Origin of the sequence: Roseovarius ramblicola, assembly GCF_042430665.1 — a bacterium.
Taxonomy (GTDB): domain Bacteria; phylum Pseudomonadota; class Alphaproteobacteria; order Rhodobacterales; family Rhodobacteraceae; genus Roseovarius; species Roseovarius ramblicola.
The window spans coordinates 185,851-201,921 of record NZ_JBHMEC010000015.1; the positions used below are offsets into that span (position 1 = coordinate 185,851).

Annotated in this window: 20 protein-coding genes; 7 read left to right on the top strand and 13 right to left on the bottom strand. The window is 67.6% G+C overall.

Annotated elements, in window-relative coordinates:
- The first annotated feature begins 15 nt into the window (after positions 1-15).
- Together cueR and ACFFU4_RS09510 are read left to right on the top strand one after the other, a co-directional pair.
- On the top strand, positions 16-420 hold the full coding sequence (cueR, locus tag ACFFU4_RS09505) for a Cu(I)-responsive transcriptional regulator (protein ID WP_377069435.1): 405 nt from the start codon (positions 16-18) through the stop codon (positions 418-420).
- A 220-nt stretch (positions 421-640) separates the two neighbouring features.
- Positions 641-1,129: a fasciclin domain-containing protein gene (locus ACFFU4_RS09510; protein WP_377069437.1), complete on the top strand. Its 489-nt coding sequence runs from the start codon at positions 641-643 to the stop codon at positions 1,127-1,129.
- Positions 1,130-1,167: 38 nt separating this feature from the next.
- Here the strand turns inward: ACFFU4_RS09510 and ACFFU4_RS09515 are convergent, their stop codons facing one another.
- The 4 genes from ACFFU4_RS09515 to ACFFU4_RS09530 all read right to left on the bottom strand — a co-directional run bounded on the left by ACFFU4_RS09515 (position 1,168) and on the right by ACFFU4_RS09530 (position 4,753).
- Positions 1,168-2,352: an amino acid aminotransferase gene (locus tag ACFFU4_RS09515; RefSeq protein ID WP_377069439.1), complete on the bottom strand. Its 1,185-nt coding sequence runs from the start codon at positions 2,350-2,352 to the stop codon at positions 1,168-1,170.
- Positions 2,353-3,207, bottom strand: coding sequence for a 3-mercaptopyruvate sulfurtransferase (gene sseA / locus ACFFU4_RS09520; protein ID WP_377069441.1), 855 nt, complete (start codon positions 3,205-3,207; stop codon positions 2,353-2,355). It abuts the gene before it with no gap.
- Positions 3,208-3,313: 106 nt separating this feature from the next.
- Positions 3,314-3,790, bottom strand: coding sequence for an SsrA-binding protein SmpB (smpB, locus tag ACFFU4_RS09525; RefSeq protein WP_377069443.1), 477 nt, complete (start codon positions 3,788-3,790; stop codon positions 3,314-3,316).
- 9 nt (positions 3,791-3,799) lie between these two features.
- On the bottom strand, positions 3,800-4,753 hold the full coding sequence (locus ACFFU4_RS09530) for a serine/threonine dehydratase (RefSeq protein ID WP_377069445.1): 954 nt from the start codon (positions 4,751-4,753) through the stop codon (positions 3,800-3,802).
- An 80-nt stretch (positions 4,754-4,833) separates the two neighbouring features.
- Here ACFFU4_RS09530 and ACFFU4_RS09535 point away from each other — a divergent pair, with 80 nt between their 5' ends.
- The gene (locus ACFFU4_RS09535) at positions 4,834-5,658 is read left to right on the top strand and encodes an LOG family protein (protein ID WP_377069447.1); all 825 of its coding nucleotides are present in this window, start codon (positions 4,834-4,836) and stop codon (positions 5,656-5,658) included.
- 90 nt (positions 5,659-5,748) lie between these two features.
- The gene (locus tag ACFFU4_RS09540; protein WP_377069449.1) at positions 5,749-7,371 is read left to right on the top strand and encodes a DUF4139 domain-containing protein; all 1,623 of its coding nucleotides are present in this window, start codon (positions 5,749-5,751) and stop codon (positions 7,369-7,371) included.
- Positions 7,372-7,502: 131 nt separating this feature from the next.
- Here ACFFU4_RS09540 and ACFFU4_RS09545 read toward each other — a convergent pair whose 3' ends face one another.
- Positions 7,503-8,030 (bottom strand): invasion associated locus B family protein, encoded by a 528-nt coding sequence (locus tag ACFFU4_RS09545; RefSeq protein ID WP_377069451.1) that lies wholly within the window; start codon positions 8,028-8,030, stop codon positions 7,503-7,505.
- A 200-nt stretch (positions 8,031-8,230) separates the two neighbouring features.
- On the opposite strand from ACFFU4_RS09545, the gene ACFFU4_RS09550 reads away from it, so the two are divergent.
- A complete protein-coding gene (locus ACFFU4_RS09550) occupies positions 8,231-9,223 on the top strand; it encodes an asparaginase (protein ID WP_377069453.1) in 993 nt (330 codons plus the stop codon).
- 198 nt (positions 9,224-9,421) lie between these two features.
- Here ACFFU4_RS09550 and ACFFU4_RS09555 read toward each other — a convergent pair whose 3' ends face one another.
- The 5 genes from ACFFU4_RS09555 to ACFFU4_RS09575 all read right to left on the bottom strand — a co-directional run bounded on the left by ACFFU4_RS09555 (position 9,422) and on the right by ACFFU4_RS09575 (position 12,179).
- Positions 9,422-9,646: a hypothetical protein gene (locus ACFFU4_RS09555; RefSeq protein WP_377069455.1), complete on the bottom strand. Its 225-nt coding sequence runs from the start codon at positions 9,644-9,646 to the stop codon at positions 9,422-9,424.
- Entirely contained in the window at positions 9,643-10,392 is a 750-nt protein-coding gene (locus ACFFU4_RS09560; protein ID WP_377069457.1) for a COG4280 domain-containing protein, read from the bottom strand. The genes ACFFU4_RS09555 and ACFFU4_RS09560 overlap by 4 nt, the downstream gene beginning before the upstream one ends.
- 48 nt (positions 10,393-10,440) lie before the next feature.
- A complete protein-coding gene (locus ACFFU4_RS09565; protein WP_377069459.1) occupies positions 10,441-10,677 on the bottom strand; it encodes a DUF1127 domain-containing protein in 237 nt (78 codons plus the stop codon).
- A complete protein-coding gene (locus ACFFU4_RS09570; RefSeq protein ID WP_377069461.1) occupies positions 10,637-11,179 on the bottom strand; it encodes a Chromate resistance protein ChrB in 543 nt (180 codons plus the stop codon). Before ACFFU4_RS09570 ends, ACFFU4_RS09565 begins: the two co-directional genes overlap by 41 nt.
- A 346-nt stretch (positions 11,180-11,525) precedes the next feature.
- Positions 11,526-12,179, bottom strand: a complete 654-nt coding sequence (locus ACFFU4_RS09575; protein ID WP_377069463.1) for a YggS family pyridoxal phosphate-dependent enzyme — start codon at positions 12,177-12,179, stop codon at positions 11,526-11,528.
- Positions 12,180-12,298: 119 nt separating this feature from the next.
- Here ACFFU4_RS09575 and ACFFU4_RS09580 point away from each other — a divergent pair, with 119 nt between their 5' ends.
- Entirely contained in the window at positions 12,299-12,778 is a 480-nt protein-coding gene (locus ACFFU4_RS09580) for a DUF3576 domain-containing protein (RefSeq protein ID WP_377069465.1), read from the top strand.
- On the opposite strand, the gene ACFFU4_RS09585 is transcribed toward ACFFU4_RS09580, so the two are convergent.
- A complete protein-coding gene (locus ACFFU4_RS09585; RefSeq protein ID WP_377069467.1) occupies positions 12,772-13,395 on the bottom strand; it encodes a cation efflux transmembrane domain-containing protein in 624 nt (207 codons plus the stop codon). The two genes, ACFFU4_RS09580 and ACFFU4_RS09585, sit on opposite strands and share 7 nt — an antisense overlap.
- Before the next feature lie 74 nt (positions 13,396-13,469).
- On the opposite strand from ACFFU4_RS09585, the gene ACFFU4_RS09590 reads away from it, so the two are divergent.
- The gene (locus ACFFU4_RS09590; RefSeq protein ID WP_377069469.1) at positions 13,470-13,904 is read left to right on the top strand and encodes a MerR family transcriptional regulator; all 435 of its coding nucleotides are present in this window, start codon (positions 13,470-13,472) and stop codon (positions 13,902-13,904) included.
- Positions 13,905-14,001: 97 nt separating this feature from the next.
- Here the strand turns inward: ACFFU4_RS09590 and ACFFU4_RS09595 are convergent, their stop codons facing one another.
- Together ACFFU4_RS09595 and ACFFU4_RS09600 are read right to left on the bottom strand one after the other, a co-directional pair.
- Positions 14,002-14,631, bottom strand: a complete 630-nt coding sequence (locus ACFFU4_RS09595; protein WP_377069471.1) for a LysE family translocator — start codon at positions 14,629-14,631, stop codon at positions 14,002-14,004.
- 145 nt (positions 14,632-14,776) lie between these two features.
- A complete protein-coding gene (locus ACFFU4_RS09600; protein WP_377069473.1) occupies positions 14,777-16,021 on the bottom strand; it encodes a glycosyltransferase in 1,245 nt (414 codons plus the stop codon).
- Positions 16,022-16,071: the final 50 nt, after the last annotated feature.

Sequence of the window (16,071 nt, forward strand, 5' to 3'; positions counted from 1 at the left end):
ATAAGGAGGGCAAGCATGAATATCGGCGATGTCGCGGAGCGCACCGGCCTTCCGGCCAAGACCATACGTTACTACGAGGAGATCGGCCTCGTCCGCCCGCTACGCGGCGCGAACGGCTATCGGCGGTTCCGTGAGGGCGACGTGCACAAGCTGGGCTTTCTGGGCCGCGCGCGCTCTCTGGGGTTCTCGATCGAGGATTGTCGCGGGCTGCTCGCGCTCTACGAGGACGAGGACCGCGCAAGCGCCGATGTCCGGCGCATCGCCAAGGCGCATCTGGAAAAGATCGACGCCAAGCTGGCCGAGCTTGGTGCCATGCGCGCGACGCTCGCGCACCTGGTCGAGGCCTGCGCAGGCGATCACCGCCCCGACTGCCCGATCCTCGCCGACCTGGCGGTCGAAGAGGACGGCACCGGGACCTGACCGCGCCCCACGTCCGTGCCGGATGATGGCCGCGCGCGGACTGAAATTCACAAAATTGTGATTGGATATTTCAACAGGTTCTGGCTTAGCGAGCTTCCCCTTTCCGTCAAACCCCATGCGCGGAAATCCCCGCTGAACCGGCACGACCGCCGCTCCGTAACCCTCGCAACGATGCCGCAATCGGGTGTCGTCAACGCAAACCGGAAACGGAGGAAACGTTATGCTTCGCAGAACCTATCTCGCCCTTGCCACCGCCGCAGCCGTGATGGCAGGCCCCGCGCTCGCTGACGGGCATGGGAACGAGATGGACATCGTCGATATCGCCGCGGGCAACGAGAGCTTTTCCACCCTCGTCGCCGCGGTGAAGGCGGCGGATCTTGTCGAAACGCTCAAGGGCGACGGCCCCTTCACCGTCTTCGCGCCCACCAACGCGGCATTCGCCGCGCTGCCCGAGGGCACGGTCGAGGACCTGCTCAAGCCCGCGAACAAGGACCAGCTCACCGCCGTGCTCACCTACCACGTGGTGCCGGGCAAGGTGATGTCGGGCGACCTCAGCGACGGCATGATGGCCGCAACCGTACAGGGCGGCGAGGTGACTATCGGCACCGAGGGCGGCGTCACGGTGGACGGGGCCAACGTCGTGCAGGCCGATATCGAGGCCAGCAACGGCGTCATCCACGTCATCGACGGCGTGATCATGCCGAAGTAACCACGACGCAGGGGGCGGCCCGCGGGCCGCCCTCTCGCCTACACGCCCGCGTCGATCAGCGCCTTGGCAAGAATCGGCACGGTTTTGTCGTTCAGCCCGGCGATGTTGATGCGGCTATCGCCGATCATGTAGATGCCGTGGTCGGCCCGCAGGCGCTCGACCTGTTCCGGCGTGGCCCCGAGGCGCGAGAACATGCCCCGATGCTGCGCGATGAAGCCGAACCGATCAGAGCCTGACAGCCGCTGTAATTCCGCCGCCAATTGCTCGCGCAGTTTCAGCATCCCCTGACGCACATCCTCGAGCTCCGCCTGCCAGTCGGCGCGCAGGGTATCGTCGGTCAGCACCATGCTCACCAGCCGCGCGCCGTGATCGGGCGGAAAGGAATAGGTCTGCCGGTTGAGATAGGCGAGGTTGGCCTGTGTCAGCGTGCGCAGCCCCGCCTCCTGCATCACCGCCATCAGGATGCCGGTGCGCTCGCGGTAGATGCCGAAATTCTTGGAACAGCTCGCCGCGATCAGCACCTCGGGACAGTTGGCGGCCACATAGCGCACCGCCGCCGCGTCCGCCTCCAGCCCGTCGCCGAACCCCTGATAGGCGATGTCGATCATCGGCAGCGCACCCGCCGCGTTCAGCCGCTCGACCACCGCGCGCCATTCGGGCATGGTGAGGTTCGCCCCTGTGGGGTTGTGGCAGCAGCCGTGCAGGAGCACCACGTCGCCCGCGCGCACGCCCTCCAGATCGGCCATCATCCCGTCGAAATCCACCGCGCAGGTGGCGCTGTCGAAATAGCGGTAATTCACCACCTCCACCCCGAGATAGGCGAGGATACTCAGGTGGTTAGGCCATGTCGGGTCGGACACGAACACACGCGCGCCCGGGTTGGCCATGCGCACGAGGTCGAACGCCTGACGTACCGCGCCGGTGCCGCCCGGCGTGGCCAGCGTGGCCACATTCTCACGCGGGACGGCATCGCCCAGCACGAGGTCGGCCATCGCCCCGGTAAAGGCCGGATCGCCCGCCAGCGCGGTATAGCTCTTGGTCGTCTCCTCCTCCCAGAGCCGCTTCTCGGCCGCCTTGACCGCGCGCATGACCGGGGTCACGCCCTCCGGGTTCTTGTAGACGCCGACGCCGAGGTCGATCTTGGTCTCGCGCGGGTCCTCGCGAAACGCCTGCCCCAGAGCGATGATCTTGTCGGCCGGCTTTTCCTTGAGATGTTCGAACATTCAGTTGTCTCCCGTGGCGACGGGCAGCGTCGGATACGCGCCCCATTCCGCCCATGATCCGTCGTAAAGCGCGTGGTCGGCCTTGCCGATCCGTTCCAGCGCCAGGTTGATGATCGCCGCCGTCAGCCCCGAGCCGCAGGTGGTGATCGCGGGCTTGCCGAAGTCAACGCCCGCAGCGTCGAGCACGGCACGCAGATCCTCGGGCGATTTCATCGTCTTGTCGGGGTTGAGCAGCGCCGAGACCGGCACGCTCTTCGATCCCGGAATATGCCCGCCGCGCAGGCCGGGGCGGGGCTCCGGCTCCTCGCCGCGAAATCGGCCCTCGGGCCTTGCGTCGAGGATCTCGTGATCGCCCAGCTTGGTCGCGGCCGAGACCTGCGTGACGTCGCGCACCATGTGATTCTGCCGCCGCACCGTCATGTGCCGGTCGCGGATCACCGGGGCCATGTCCTCGATCTCGCGGCCCTCGGCCTGCCATTTGGGGAATCCACCGTCGAGCACCGCGACGTCGTCATGCCCCATCAGCCGAAACAGCCACCACACCCGCGCCGCCGAGAACAGGCCATGCGTGTCATACACCACCACCTGATGCCCGTCGCCCACGCCCATGGCGCGCATCCGGGACATGAATTTCTCTGCCGGGGGCACCATGTGCGGCAGGTCGGAGCGCGCATCGCTGATCTCGTCGATATCGAAGAACCGCGCGCCGGGAATATGCGCGGCCTCGTATTCGGCACGCGCGTTGCGCCCGGTGCCGGGCAGGAAGGCGGTGGCGTCGAGAACCCGCAGGTCCGGGTCCTTCAGATGCGCCGCCAGCCAGTCGGTCGAGACAAGGGTCTTGGGATCGTCGGACATCTGCGCCCCCCGGGCTGTGGAACGTGATCTGACTACATTCCGGGGGGCCAAAGGGCAAGGCCGCGTGCGGGCGCAGGGCCCTGAAAAGGGGCCGCTTCCCGCGCCTTTACCCGTGCTCCTTCAACAGCCGCTGTTTCTGCCGGTTCCAGTCACGCTTGGCGGCGGTCTCGCGCTTGTCGTGGGTCTTCTTGCCCTTGGCGATGCCGATCTTGATCTTGGCGATGCCGCGATGGTTGAAATACAGCACCAGGGGCACCAGCGTCATTCCCTTGCGCTGTGTCTCGTTCCAAAGCCGCGCCAGTTCCTTGCGCGAGACCAGGAGCTTGCGGCGCCGCCGCTCCTCGTGGCCGAATGTCCTAGCCTGCTCGTAGGGTGCGACATAGGAATTGACCAGCCACAATTCTCCATTATCCACAGTGGCATAGCTCTCGGCGATGTTGGCGTTGCCCTGCCGCAGCGACTTGACCTCCGAGCCTTCGAGGATGATGCCGCATTCGAGATCGTCCTCGATGGCATAGTCGAACCGCGCGCGCCGGTTTTCGGCGACGACCTTGTAATTGGGGTTGTCCTTGGGCTTGGCCATGCGCGCGTCCTATCCGGGGCTGTCCATGCTGTCCAGCGGGTCGGGGGCCACGTTGCCGCCGCACACGAGCACCGCCACCCGCTCGCCCTCTGCCGGGACATAGGCCCCCGACATCAGTGCCGCCAGCGCCGCGGCCCCTGCCGGTTCGACCAGTTGGCGCATCTCGCGCCAGAGCGCGGCCTGCGCCCCGGCGATGGCGGTGTCGCTGACAAGCACGCTCTCGACGCCCTGTTTCTGTGCCAGCCCGAAGCAGATATCGCCGATCCGTTTTGCGCCTAAGGCATTGACAGCAATACCGGAAACATTCACGTCCGCCGGCGCGCCGGCGGCCAGCGCGGCGTGCAGGGCGCAGGCGGTTTCGGGTTCGACGGCGACCACCTTGCGGCGGCCCTGAAGCCAGCCGAGCGCCCCGGCGACGAGGCCGCCGCCGCCCACGGCGATGAGCACGGTGTCGGCGTCGAGGCCCTGATCCTCCCATTCGGCCATGACCGTGCCCTGACCGGCGACCGTCGCGGGGGCGTCGTAGGGGTGCACCTGCATCGCACCGGTCGCGACCTGCCACTCGGCGGCGCGCGCGGCTGCCTCGGCGTAAGCACCTGGAACCACTTGCAAATCCGCACCCTGCGCACGGATCAACGCGATCTTGGCGGGCCCGGCGATCTGCGGCACGTAGATGCGCGCGCGGTGCCCGAGGGCGGCCGCCGCACGGGCCACCGCCGCGCCGTGATTGCCGCCCGAGGCGGCGACGATCCCGGCCTCGGGCACCTGCGCCTGCAGCAGCGTATTGAACGCGCCGCGCGCCTTGAAGCTGCCGGTATGCTGCATCTGCTCGAACTTGAACCGCACGGTTCGCGCACCGAACCGCGAGGTTGGCGCCCCCCACCGTACGGTGGCCACCGGCGTGCGCCGCACATGATCCGCGATCCGCGCGCCAGCCTCTGAAATCGCCGCCTGCCAGTCCATCGCTCGTCCCTCTTTGACTTTCCTTGACCGGCCAAAGGCTATACCCATGAGAGCCCGGACCCAAGCGAGGATCGCCCGCGATGAACGACGACCGCCACAGCCTGTTCCGCGATGCGCATGCGGACCGCTCCACCGCCGCGCAGGTGCCCGACACGCCGCAGACGCGCGCCCCCGCCTACCGGCTGGCATTTGCCGATGACGATTTCCTGTGCCGGGATGAGCTGCGCCCCGTGCGGCTGCAACTGGAATTGCTCAAGCCCGAGATGATCCTCAACGAGCGCGGCATCAAGAGCACCGTCGTCCTGTTCGGCGGCTCGCGCATCCCCGAGCCGTCGCAGGAGGAGACCGCGCGCACGCCCGAACTGGCCAACCTGTCGCGCTATTACGACGAGGCGCGCAGGTTCGCCCGGCTGATGACCGAGAAATCCATGGCCACCTACGGGCGCGAATACGTCATCGCCACCGGCGGCGGTCCCGGCGTGATGGAGGCCGGAAACCGCGGCGCGACGGATGCGGGAGGCGCATCCATCGGCTTCAACATCGTGCTGCCGCACGAGCAGGCGCCCAACGAGTACGTGACGCCGGGGATGTGCTTCAACTTTCACTATTTCGCCATCCGCAAGATGCACTTCCTGATGCGGGCGCGGGCCATCTGTGTGTTTCCCGGCGGGTTCGGCACGCTCGACGAGACCTTCGAGGCGCTGACGCTCATTCAGACCGACCGGATGCAGCGGGTGCCGTTCCTGCTGTTCGGCGAGGATTTCTGGCGGCGGATCATCAACTGGGATGCGCTGGCCGAGGCGGGCACCATCAGCGACGCGGATCTCGACCTCTTTCGCTTTGTCGAGACGGCGGACGAGGCGATGGCGCTGATCGAGGGCTGGGACGGCGATGCCGGGGCCTGACGGGGGCGGCCCGGTGCCGACGCCGTCCTGACGGCTTGCACCGCGCGCCGGAAACGCGGAAAGTTCGGACAGGTCATCAGGAGGTTTCCCATGCGCGCCGTCTCACTTGCCCTGTCGCTCATCCTTGTTGCCGCCACCGCATCGGCCGGGGACCTGCCCGTGACGAGCCGGGTCAGCGCCGCGACCGTCTATCCCGAGGGCGCGACCGTGACCCGCGAGGCCGAATTCTCGGCCCCCGCCGGGCAGCACGAGCTGATCCTGACGGACCTGCCGCGCGACACGCCGCTGGAATCGGTGCGCGTGACGCTGGAGGGTGCGCGGCTGGGCGGCGTGCGCACGCGCGAGGATTACGTGCCGCCGCGCGACACCGGCGAGAGCGCCGAGGTGCTATCGGCGCGGGCCGAGGTCGAACGGCTGGAAGAGGCGCTGCGGACGCGCCGCGCCGAGGTGGCCGATATCCGGCTGGAGGCCGATGCCGCGCGGGCGCGGCTGCGCTTTCTCGACGGGATCGGCACCGCCGAGGGGCTGGCGGCGCAGGAGCCCGCCGCGCTGGGCGAGATGGTGGCGATGATCGGGCGCGAGACGCTGGAGGCGCGCCGCGCCGAGGCCGGGGCCGAGCGCCGCGCCGAAGCCGCCGAACGCGCGCTCAAGGACCTGATGGAGGAGCTGTCGCGCGCGCGGCAGGCGCTGGAGGCGCTGGTGCCCGAGACCGACGCGCGCGCCCTGCTCGCCGTCGCCATGCAGGCCGAAGGGCCGCTGCGCGGGCGTCTCACCATCACCTACACGGTGCCGCAGGCCGGGTGGCAGCCGCTCTACGATCTGCACCTGTCGCGCGCCGGGGAGCGGGTGCGGATCGAGCGCGGCGCTTATCTGCGGCAGCAGACCGGCGAGAACTGGCGCGACATCGCGCTCACGCTCTCGACCCGGCGCCCCGCGCAGCAGGGCGAGCCGGGCGAGATTCATCCGTGGATTCCCCGGCTTGGCGATCCTGACGAGATCCGGCCCATGCCGAAGGTGCGGGCCGAGGGGGCGCTGATGGAAATGGCCGCGCCCGCCGCCGAGGCCGAAGCCGACATGGCGCGCCCGGAGTTTGACGGGCTGTCGGTGCGCTATGCCTATCCCGCGCCGGTCAGCGTCGCCACCGGGGCGGACCGGGTGCGGCTCATGCTGCCGTCTGTCGAGGCAGAGGCCGATATCGGCGCGCGCGCCGTGCCGCTGATGGACGACACCGCCTATCTGATGGCGCGGGTGCGGCTGCCGGGGGACGAGGTGATCCTGCCGACGCCGGAGGCGCGGTTCTATCTCGACGGGCGCTATGTCGGGCAGCACTGGCTGTCGTTTGCCGCGGCGGGGGCGGAGATGACGCTGTCGTTCGGGCCGATCGAGGGAATCACGCTCCGGCGCGTGGTCCGGACCCGCGCCGAGGGCGATCGCGGCCTCATCACCCGCGCGAGCGAGCGCCGCGAAACGGTGGAGATCATCGTCGAGAACCTCACCGGCGAGAGCTGGCCGCTGACCGTCCTCGACCGGGTGCCGGTGTCGGAGCAGGACGCGCTCGACATCACATGGGACGCGCGGCCCGACCCCGACGAGATCGGCTTTGAGGACCGGCGCGGCGTCCTTGCCTGGCGGTTCGATCTGGACGCCGGGGCGACGCGGGCGATCACCCTGGAGACGCGGATGAGCTGGCCCGAGGGCAAGGTGCTGCGCTGAGGCGGCGCGCGCGGGACCGGGGTGCGAGCCTGGCGATGCGGGGTTTCGTTGGGGTTACCCGCGCTGCGCCGTGGTGTCGTGGTGTCCGGGGCGCGCTGAAACGCGCGCTCGCCGCAGGCCGGAGCGTCCTCTCACTGGCAGCGCTTTTCGGCCTCCTCGACCGCGGCGGTATAGCCCAGCAGCGAGAACGTGTCCTTGGTCTGGGTGCCGCGGGTGGAGCGGGCGGTGAGCACCGCGTCGATCCCGCGCTTCATAGCCGCGAGGATTTTGGCGTCGTCGTCGGTGGTGGCGGGCCAGGCCCATTCGCCCTCGGTGAACAGCTCGAATTCATCGTCGCCGACCTTCATGTTGACGGTCGAGCCCTTGGCGAAGGGATAGCCGCCGGTGAAGGTGATCTGCCCCTGCACCTCGGCGGCGGGGCGAAAGAAGGTCATCAGCAGGATATCGCCGCGCCGCACCGCCACCACGCGGTCGTCGCGGGTGTTGACCGTCTCGGTGGGGGCCGAGACCGCCCAGCATTCGCGGGGGTCGGTATCCTCGAACACGCTCCATGCCGTGTTGGTGGCCACCTGGTTGGTGCTTGTGTCCTGCGCCGTTGCCGCCGTCGCCGCCCCGCATGCCAGTGCAAGGGCGAGGGCGCGTGCCAGTCCTGTCATCATGTTCCAGCCTCCAAGCCGTCCCAGCCTCAATCCATCCGACCGGTCGCCGCCCTTTACAGGCCTGTTGTGGTGTGCGACCGATCCGCTTTCGATGACGAGAGACTAGCGCGAAACGCGCGGAAAGTGAAAGTCGGAATTCGGCGGGTTTCCGCGGACAGCCCGGCCCCGCTCCGCCCGCGCGGCAACACCGGAGACCACGCATGACCCATCCCGTTTCCCTGGCCGAAATCTGGCGCGGCCCGCGCCCCGAGAGCGTGCATCTGGGCCACGCCGTGATCTGCGATGCCGGCGGCGGCATCGTCGAGGCCTGGGGCAACCCCGACGAGGTGGTGCTGCCGCGCTCCTCGGCCAAGATGATCCAGGCTTTGCCGCTGGTGGCCTCGGGGGCGGCGGATTCGGCGGGGCTGGGGCCCGAGCAGCTTGCGCTGGCCTGCGCGTCGCATAACGGGGCGGCCATCCACACCGACAGGGTGGGCCGCTGGATCGCCGGGATGGGCCTTGGCGACGATGATTTCCGCTGTGGCGCGCACATGCCGTGGGACAAGCCGGCGCATGACGCGCTGCTGTGTTCGGGCACCGCGCCCTGCCAGGTCCACAACAACTGTTCGGGCAAGCATGCCGGGTTCCTGACGCTCGGCCGGCACCTCGGCGGCGGACCCGATTATATCGACCTCGATCACCCGGTGCAGCGCGCGGTGATGGAGGCGTTCGAGACCGTCACCGATGCGCCCTCGCCGTATCACGGAATCGACGGCTGCTCGGCCCCCAACCCGGCCACCACGCTGCGCGCCATGGCGCGGGCGATGGCGTGGTATGCGGGCGCAGGCGAGGACACGGCAGAGGAACGCGCCGCGCGCCGCCTGTGGCAGGCGATGGTCGCCCATCCCGATCTGGTGGCGGGCGAGGGGCGCGCCTGCACCGAGCTGATGCGCGCCTGTTCCGAGCCGGTGGCGCTCAAGACCGGGGCGGAGGCGTTCTTCATCGCGATCCTGCCGCAGAGGGGGCTCGGTGTGGCGCTCAAGATCGCCGATGGCGGTACGCGCGGGGCGGAATGCGCCATCGCCGCGATCCTCGTGCGGCTGGGTGTGCTCGACCCCGGCCACCGCGCCGCGCGCCGGCTGTGCAACGCACCGATCATCAACTGGCGCGGCATCGAGACCGGGGCGATCCGCCCCGCGGCGGCGCTGGCCTGAGGCAGGCGGGGCCGGCCCCGAGCGGGCGTTCGCGGTCCGGCGATTCGCCGCGCGGGGGCAGGTCGCGACCGGCGCGGGACGGCCCGACAGCCGACGGAGCGCGACAGCGCGTGCGCCCCGCCTGACACGAGGCTCCCGGTCTTGCGCTGTTGCGCCCCTTTCGTGGAGATTGGAGCGAAGGCCGGGTGAGAAGCCAGACTACCGATATTCTGCTGCTCGTCGCCTGGCTTCCCGTCTGACGCTGAGGAACAGGACAGCGATGCAGCCCAGCAGCAGGAGCAAGCCGCCTGCGAGGGGTGGCAGACTGGTCGCGTTGATCAGTATCGCAGCGAGCGCGACCGTCGCCAGAATGGCCGCAGTAAGCCGGGCGTCGGCTACGAACATGCTGAACAGCTCTGAGAACACGTCTTTCAGGATGTTCATGGGGTCACCTCCTTGATCGGTTGTCGGACCATGCGGGCCGCCATGAGCCCTGCAACAAGAAACAGCGCCGCGAAGACAAACAGGGCAAGGTCATGCCCCGGCCAGTCCACGCCCAGACCTTCGCCGGTCCAGAACACGCCAAAGGCCGACAGCATGACGCCAACGCCGAACTTGAGGGTGTTTTCCGGCACCCGTGCCAGCGGGCGATGGGCAATGGCCCCGACCAGAAGCACCAGCAGGCAGGCCGCAAGGGCGCCCAAACTGGCAGGCCAAAGCATCCCGCGCCCTGCTCCAACCGCAATGACAATGAAGATGACCTCCAACCCTTCGAGCAGCACCGCCTTGAACGCGGCGATCCCAGCGATCCAGTCCTGCGATGTCCGTTGGCGTTCAACCTCGGCGGTCAGCCCCGCCGTTTCCCTTGCAAAGATCGCATCCTCGTCGTGCAGCGGAATGACGCCGCCCGCTCGAAGCGCGGCCTTGCGCAGCCAGCCGATGCCGAAGAGCAGCAAAAGCACCCCGATCACCAGTTGCAGCAGGTGGAGCGGCACCTGATCCAGCAGCGGCCCCAGGATCACGACAGTCGCAGCCAAAACGAACAGCGCGGCCCCCGTGCCAAGCACAGCGGGTTTCCAGCCGCGCAGGGTGGCGACCACCAGCACGATGGTGAACGCCTCGACAACTTCGACAATCGAGGCCAGAAAGGCTGCCCCGACGGCGGGGCCTGCGGTGGACCATTCAAGCATTGTTGCTCTCCTTTCTGGCTCTTGCGCGGTTCAGTCCCATCGCCTTGCCTACCTGGCTGCATCGACGCGGCTCACGGCGATGTCGTCGAGCAGATGCGCGTCAAGCCGGGACAGGTGGGCGCGCTGGCGCTGCCGGTCGAGCCAGCGGGCGAGAGCCGTTGGTCCGGTTGACCGCGACAGGTTAGGAGCGAATCGGCTCCAAGGGGGTGGCCCTTGAACTGTCAGAAAATTCATTGCCTTGGCCTCACTTGTTTTCATCGTGGGCGTCGAAAACCTTGCGCGCATAGTCGTCCAGCACGGTGACGCAGCCTTTCAGCCGCTCCTGTGCCTCGGCGGCGCGGTCGGCCCCGTAGAAGTCGAGTTTCTGGATTTTTGTCAGCCAACCCTGAAGCTTCTTGAGATCGACGTCGTTCTCTTCAAGTTCGGCGTAGGTGAAGTGGTTGGCGGCCACTTCCTTGGCGACCTCAGCCTCGAAATCGTCGCACTTGTCGATGAACTCTTCATAGGCGTCGTCGCGCTCCGCCTTAAAGCGCGCCAGAACCTTGGCTTCCTGACCGGGATCGAGAGCGACGGTTTCGAGGATGACGGACTCGCCTTGCGCCTCCTCAATATCATTTTCCAACATCTTGAGACGGCGCACGTGATCGTCTGTTTTGGGCAGCAGACAGACCCCGTTCTGAAGATAGATGGCCCCCATGCCCTTCAGCTTGCGCCAAAGGGCCACGCGTTTTGCGGCGGGTTCAGGGGGCACCTTGTAGGTGAGCAGTAACCAGGAAATGTTTTTCATGGCACGCTTATAACGTAACAGTCGTTACATGTCAATGGAAACGCCTATCGCTTGCGCTTGACGTCATTCACAGGCAGTCATTCTCTGCGTTGCAGCGACAGGCCGCTTCGTCCCGGAGTCGAGCCGGGGGCGGTGGGTCCGCTCAGGGTCCGCTCAGGGTCCGCTCCCGTCATCTGACCGTTTCACCCAAGGATGCAGGGCCGGGATGCGATCGCCCGCTTCCGGCGGGTGTCTTTTGCCAGGTTCGGAACGCCGGAGCGCATCGCGGTCATTCGCCACGCGTCAACTGCCCGGTTTCGCATGTTTGACGGGCGCAAAACCGGTTGCCACTCTTGAGCGACATGCTCTACCCGTAATCGCGCTCGCCGAAAATGGCCGAGCCCACGCGCACATGGGTGGCCCCGAGCGCGATGGCGCGCTCGAAATCGCCGCTCATCCCCATCGAGAGCCCGTCCAGCCCGTTGCGCGCCGCGATCTTTGCCAGCAGCGCGAAATGCAGGCTTGGCTCTTCCTCCGCCGGCGGTATGCACATGAGCCCCCCGACGGCGAGGTCGAGCGACCGGCACTCGGCCACGAAGGCGTCGGCATCGGCGGGCAGCACGCCCGCCTTCTGCGGCTCCTCGCCGGTATTGACCTGCACGAAGAGATCGGGGCAGCGACCGGTCTCCTGCGCCAGCCGTGCCAGCGTGCGCGCGAGTTTCGGCCGGTCGAGCGAATGGATCGCGTCGAACATCTCCATCGCCTGCCGCGCCTTGTTGGTCTGCAAGGGCCCGACGAGGTGCAGCGCGATGCCTGCGTAGCGCTCCTGGAACGGCGGCCAGCGCTCTGCCGCCTCCTGCACCCGGTTCTCGCCGAACAGGCGGTGGCCCTGATCGAGCACCGCCGCGACCCGGTCCGGCGGCTGCACCTTGGACACCGCGACGAGCGCCACGCTGCCCGGCGCGCGCCCCGCCCCGGCCTCGGCGCGGGCGATCCGTTCTCTGATCTCGCTGAGGCTCACCGGCATTCTCCCGCTGTTCACCCGTGCCGTCTCAGTGCCACGGGCGCGCGACGGGTGCAACGGGCTTGCCCCGGCGCGGCGGCTTGGATACATGGGGGGAAACAGACCCGGACGGTGCCATGACCCAGTCGCGTATCAGATTTGTCGGCCTCGCCGCGGCGAGCCTTGTGCTCCTTGCCGGGTGCGGCGCGTTCCAGAACGCCCGGCTCGACCCCGAGGCGACGCGCGTCAAGGGCGGGCGCGAGGCGCGGCCCGACCCGAAGGACGGCTCGCTGCTCGATGCCTTCCGCGGCAGCCGCGATACCGTCAAGGTCAACCGGTTCCTGTGGACCGCCTCGCTCGACGTGCTCGATTTCCTGCCGGTCGAGGCGGCCGACCCGTTCACCGGCGTGATCTCCACCGGCTATGGCACCCCGCCGGGGGGCGGCACCGCCTATCGCGCCACCGTGCTTATCAGCGACCCGGCGCTCGATGCCCGCGCGCTCAAGGTCTCGCTCCAGACGCGGCGGGGCGCGGTCGATGCCGCCACGCAGCGCGCGGTCGAGGATGCGATCCTCAACCGCGCCCGGCAGCTTCGCATCGAGGCGGGCCGTTACTGAGCCGCGGCGGCGGCGCGCCGTTCGCCCTGCGCCTGCCGGATGATCTGCACCGCCGAGTTGACGAACAGCGCGGCCATCGCCGCGGCCACGATCACGTCGGGCCAGCCGGTGCCGCTGCCCCAGACGCCCAGCGCCGCCAGCATCACCGCCACGTTGCCGATGGCGTCGTTGCGCGAGCACAGCCAGACCGAGCGCACGTTGGAATCGCCGTCCTTCCAGGCCACCAGCAGGAGCACGCTCGTCACGTTGGCCGCCAGCGCGAGAAAGCCGATGCCGCCCATGATCCCGGCCTGCGGCACGCCGAGATAGACGATTTGGTAGAGCGTGGTGCCCAGAACCCAGGCCCCCATCGCGAGCAGGCTCAGCCCCTTCGCCAGCGCCGCCGTCGCGCGCACCCGCACGGCCATGCCGATCACCGCCAGCGACAGCCCGTAGGTGAGCGCATCGCCCAGGAAATCGAGCGCATCGGCCTTGAGCGCCTGCGATTGCGCCGCCTGGCCGGCCCCCATCTCGACCGCGAACATCGCCGCGTTGATCGCGATCACCAGCCACAGCCGCCGTTTGTAGGCGTCCGACACGCCGTCGAACTGCACGTCGTGGTCACAGCATCCCGCCATTCCGGGACCTCCTTTGCATCTTGACTGCCCTTAATGTAATTTCTCTAGCCACTAGAGCTTCAAGGGGGTTTGCGATGTTTTTCCCGATCGGCGACCTGGCCCGGCAAACCGGCGTCAAGGTGCCCACCATCCGCTATTACGAGGAGCGCGGGCTGCTCGACGCGCCCCGGCGCAGCGCCGGAAATCAGCGGCGTTACGGGCAGGCGGAGCTGGAGCGGCTGCGCTTCATCCGCCACGCCCGCGATCTGGGGTTTTCGCTCGGGGCGATTTCCGCCCTGATCGAGTTGCAGGAGCATCCCGACCGCACCTGCGAGGCGGCGACGCGGATCGCGCAGGACCAGCTTGACGCCACGCGCCGCAAGATCCGTCGGCTGCGCGCGCTCGAGGCGGAACTGAGCCGCATCACCGAGCGCTGCACCGGCGACGGGCCGTCACGGGATTGCTACGTGCTGGCCTCGCTGGGCGATCATGCGCTGTGCGAGTACGATCACGCGACAGAGGATGGGTGAGGCACGGCTTTTGCATGCATGAACTTGGGTTTCCCATTGGGGGAGAACAGGACATTCGTGGAGCGCGCAGAGTAAGCCCGGTCCGAGGCCAAACGGCCTATTGTTTCGAAATCGACTTGAAGCCTAGCAGGATCGCCGCCACGACCATGAAACTGCCGCCGACGCGCTCGATCCAGACCTTTGCAGTACCTTTGAAGCGCGCGGCAACCCAGCTCGCACCAACCCCGTAAGCCGAGAGAAATGCTCCATCCATGACGATGTAGGTCACGGACAAGATCAAAAACTGCGGCCAGAAGGGGCCGTCAGCCGAAATGAACTGTGGGAAAAGGGCCGCGAAGAAAACGACTGCCTTGGGGTTCGCTGCCGATGTCAGGAAGCCTTGCATCCAAAGGCTTCCAAGCGATACGTTTCCTTTCACGTCATCCAAATCAGGATCGCCGGGCTTTGCCTTTCCAATCATACGGATACCAAGCCAGATCAGATAGGCCACCCCGGCCCATTTGATAAGGGTGAGCGCCGTGCCCGAAGCCGCGATTATCACTGCCAAGCCCAAACCTGCGGCAAGCATCTGCAATGCGTTTGCCGAAAGATCACCTGCCGCTGTAAGGAGCGATCGCCTGAATCCATGAGCGCCGCTGTTAGACAACATGAGAAGCTGGCTCGGCCCAGGTGTGCTCATCAACGCAAGCACGGTGGCAGCGTAAATTGACCAAATTTCAAGTGTCATCAGCAGGTCTCCATTTCGCCAGCAAGGCTACGCGCAGTTTCCGAAATATCAACCAGAAACAGATATCCAACCGGCAGCAAAATCCCAAACAGCCGCCATTCCCGTATCGCGGCACCAATGGCCGCTCTGGCGGGTGTCGGACGCCTCACGCGCCCCCTGCCGCCACCTCGTCGACCCACGCCACCTGACGCGGCAGGCAGATCGTCCGGAGGTCGTAGCGCGCGCGGATCAGGTCGCGCGCCGCCTGACCCAGCCGTTGCCGCGCGGCCTCGTCGTCGAGCAGGGCGCAGACCGCGTCCACCAGCGCCGCGCCGTCGAAGAAATCCACCAGCCGCCCGGTCTCGTCATGGCTGATGACCTCGCGCACCGGCGCGGTATCGCCCGCGACCACCGCCGCGCCGCAGCTCATCGCCTCCAGAAGCGACCAGCTCAGGACGAAGGGGTATGTGAGGTAGACATGCACGCGGCTCACCTGCAACAGCCGCAGGAAGCGGCCATAGGGGATGCGCCCGAGGAAATGCACGCGCGCCCAGTCGTCGTCGGAAATCTGCCCGCGCACCTCGTCGATGAAGATCTGCTTCCACGTCTGCCCCTTGGGCGGACGCTCGCCATAACTCACCTCGTCGCCGCCGACGATCAGGACGCGGGCGCGGGGCCGCTCGCGCAGCAGGCGTGGCAGCGCACGCATGAAGATGTGATAGCCGCGATACGGCTCGAGGTTGCGGTTGACGAAGGTGATGACCTCGTCGTCGCGGCTCAGCCTGTCCGCCCCCTCCACCTCGAGCCGCACGTCGGGCACCGGGCAGGCGGCAACGGTGTCGATGCCGTCATGGCTCACCGTGATGCGCTCGCGGAACCGCGCGGGAAACGTATCGGCCTGAAAGCGCGTCGGGCTGATACCGGCGTGAGCCGCGTCGAAATGCAGCATGTTGTTGAGGTTTTTCATGCGGATGCGCAGCGAATCGGCCTCGGGCGTGCGGCTCGCGAATTCGGGATCGAAGCCGAGATGCGGCCAGCCCGCGAGGTGGAAAAGCTCGCAATAGAGCGCCAGCCGCGCGTCGGGCCAGACATCGCGCAGAAAGAGCGATTCGCCCCAGCCGGGATGGGCGAGGATCAGGTCGGGCGCATAGCCGCGATCGCGCAATCGCACCGCCGCGCGCCAGCACGCCTCGCCGCGCGTTACCTTGGTGTCGAAATCCACCAGCCAGGGGTGCACGGCCTGCCCCGCCCGTTTCGGCAGGCTGTAGGGAAGGATCCGCACCCCCTGCCATGTCCGCGCCTGCGTGACCCGCAGCGTCAGCGCCACGCAGTGATGCCCCATCCGCGCCAGCCGGGGCGCGAGGTGCTTGTATTGACCCGGAAAATTCTGGTGGATGAATAGGATGTTCACGGCCCGCCTGCCCTGCTGCGTGCCCGCGCTTATATCCGAGCAACGGGCGG

Bases quoted from the DNA above. Each gene is read 5' to 3' on its own strand.
- ACFFU4_RS09565 (WP_377069459.1), bottom strand. From the start codon at position 10,677: ATGCGCGCAAGGTTTTCGACGCCCACGATGAAAACAAGTGAGGCCAAG.
- ACFFU4_RS09560 (WP_377069457.1), bottom strand. From the start codon at position 10,392: ATGCTTGAATGGTCCACCGCAGGCCCCGCCGTCGGGGCAGCCTTTCTG.
- ACFFU4_RS09540 (WP_377069449.1), top strand. From the start codon at position 5,749: ATGCGCGCCGTCTCACTTGCCCTGTCGCTCATCCTTGTTGCCGCCACC.
- sseA (WP_377069441.1), bottom strand. From the start codon at position 3,207: ATGTCCGACGATCCCAAGACCCTTGTCTCGACCGACTGGCTGGCGGCG.
- ACFFU4_RS09595 (WP_377069471.1), bottom strand. From the start codon at position 14,631: ATGACACTTGAAATTTGGTCAATTTACGCTGCCACCGTGCTTGCGTTG.
- ACFFU4_RS09550 (WP_377069453.1), top strand. From the start codon at position 8,231: ATGACCCATCCCGTTTCCCTGGCCGAAATCTGGCGCGGCCCGCGCCCC.
- ACFFU4_RS09585 (WP_377069467.1), bottom strand. From the start codon at position 13,395: ATGGCGGGATGCTGTGACCACGACGTGCAGTTCGACGGCGTGTCGGAC.
- ACFFU4_RS09570 (WP_377069461.1), bottom strand. From the start codon at position 11,179: ATGAAAAACATTTCCTGGTTACTGCTCACCTACAAGGTGCCCCCTGAA.
- cueR (WP_377069435.1), top strand. From the start codon at position 16: ATGAATATCGGCGATGTCGCGGAGCGCACCGGCCTTCCGGCCAAGACC.
- ACFFU4_RS09535 (WP_377069447.1), top strand. From the start codon at position 4,834: ATGAACGACGACCGCCACAGCCTGTTCCGCGATGCGCATGCGGACCGC.
- smpB (WP_377069443.1), bottom strand. From the start codon at position 3,790: ATGGCCAAGCCCAAGGACAACCCCAATTACAAGGTCGTCGCCGAAAAC.
- ACFFU4_RS09555 (WP_377069455.1), bottom strand. From the start codon at position 9,646: ATGAACATCCTGAAAGACGTGTTCTCAGAGCTGTTCAGCATGTTCGTA.
- ACFFU4_RS09530 (WP_377069445.1), bottom strand. From the start codon at position 4,753: ATGGACTGGCAGGCGGCGATTTCAGAGGCTGGCGCGCGGATCGCGGAT.
- ACFFU4_RS09515 (WP_377069439.1), bottom strand. From the start codon at position 2,352: ATGTTCGAACATCTCAAGGAAAAGCCGGCCGACAAGATCATCGCTCTG.
- ACFFU4_RS09545 (WP_377069451.1), bottom strand. From the start codon at position 8,030: ATGATGACAGGACTGGCACGCGCCCTCGCCCTTGCACTGGCATGCGGG.
- ACFFU4_RS09510 (WP_377069437.1), top strand. From the start codon at position 641: ATGCTTCGCAGAACCTATCTCGCCCTTGCCACCGCCGCAGCCGTGATG.
- ACFFU4_RS09580 (WP_377069465.1), top strand. From the start codon at position 12,299: ATGACCCAGTCGCGTATCAGATTTGTCGGCCTCGCCGCGGCGAGCCTT.
- ACFFU4_RS09590 (WP_377069469.1), top strand. From the start codon at position 13,470: ATGTTTTTCCCGATCGGCGACCTGGCCCGGCAAACCGGCGTCAAGGTG.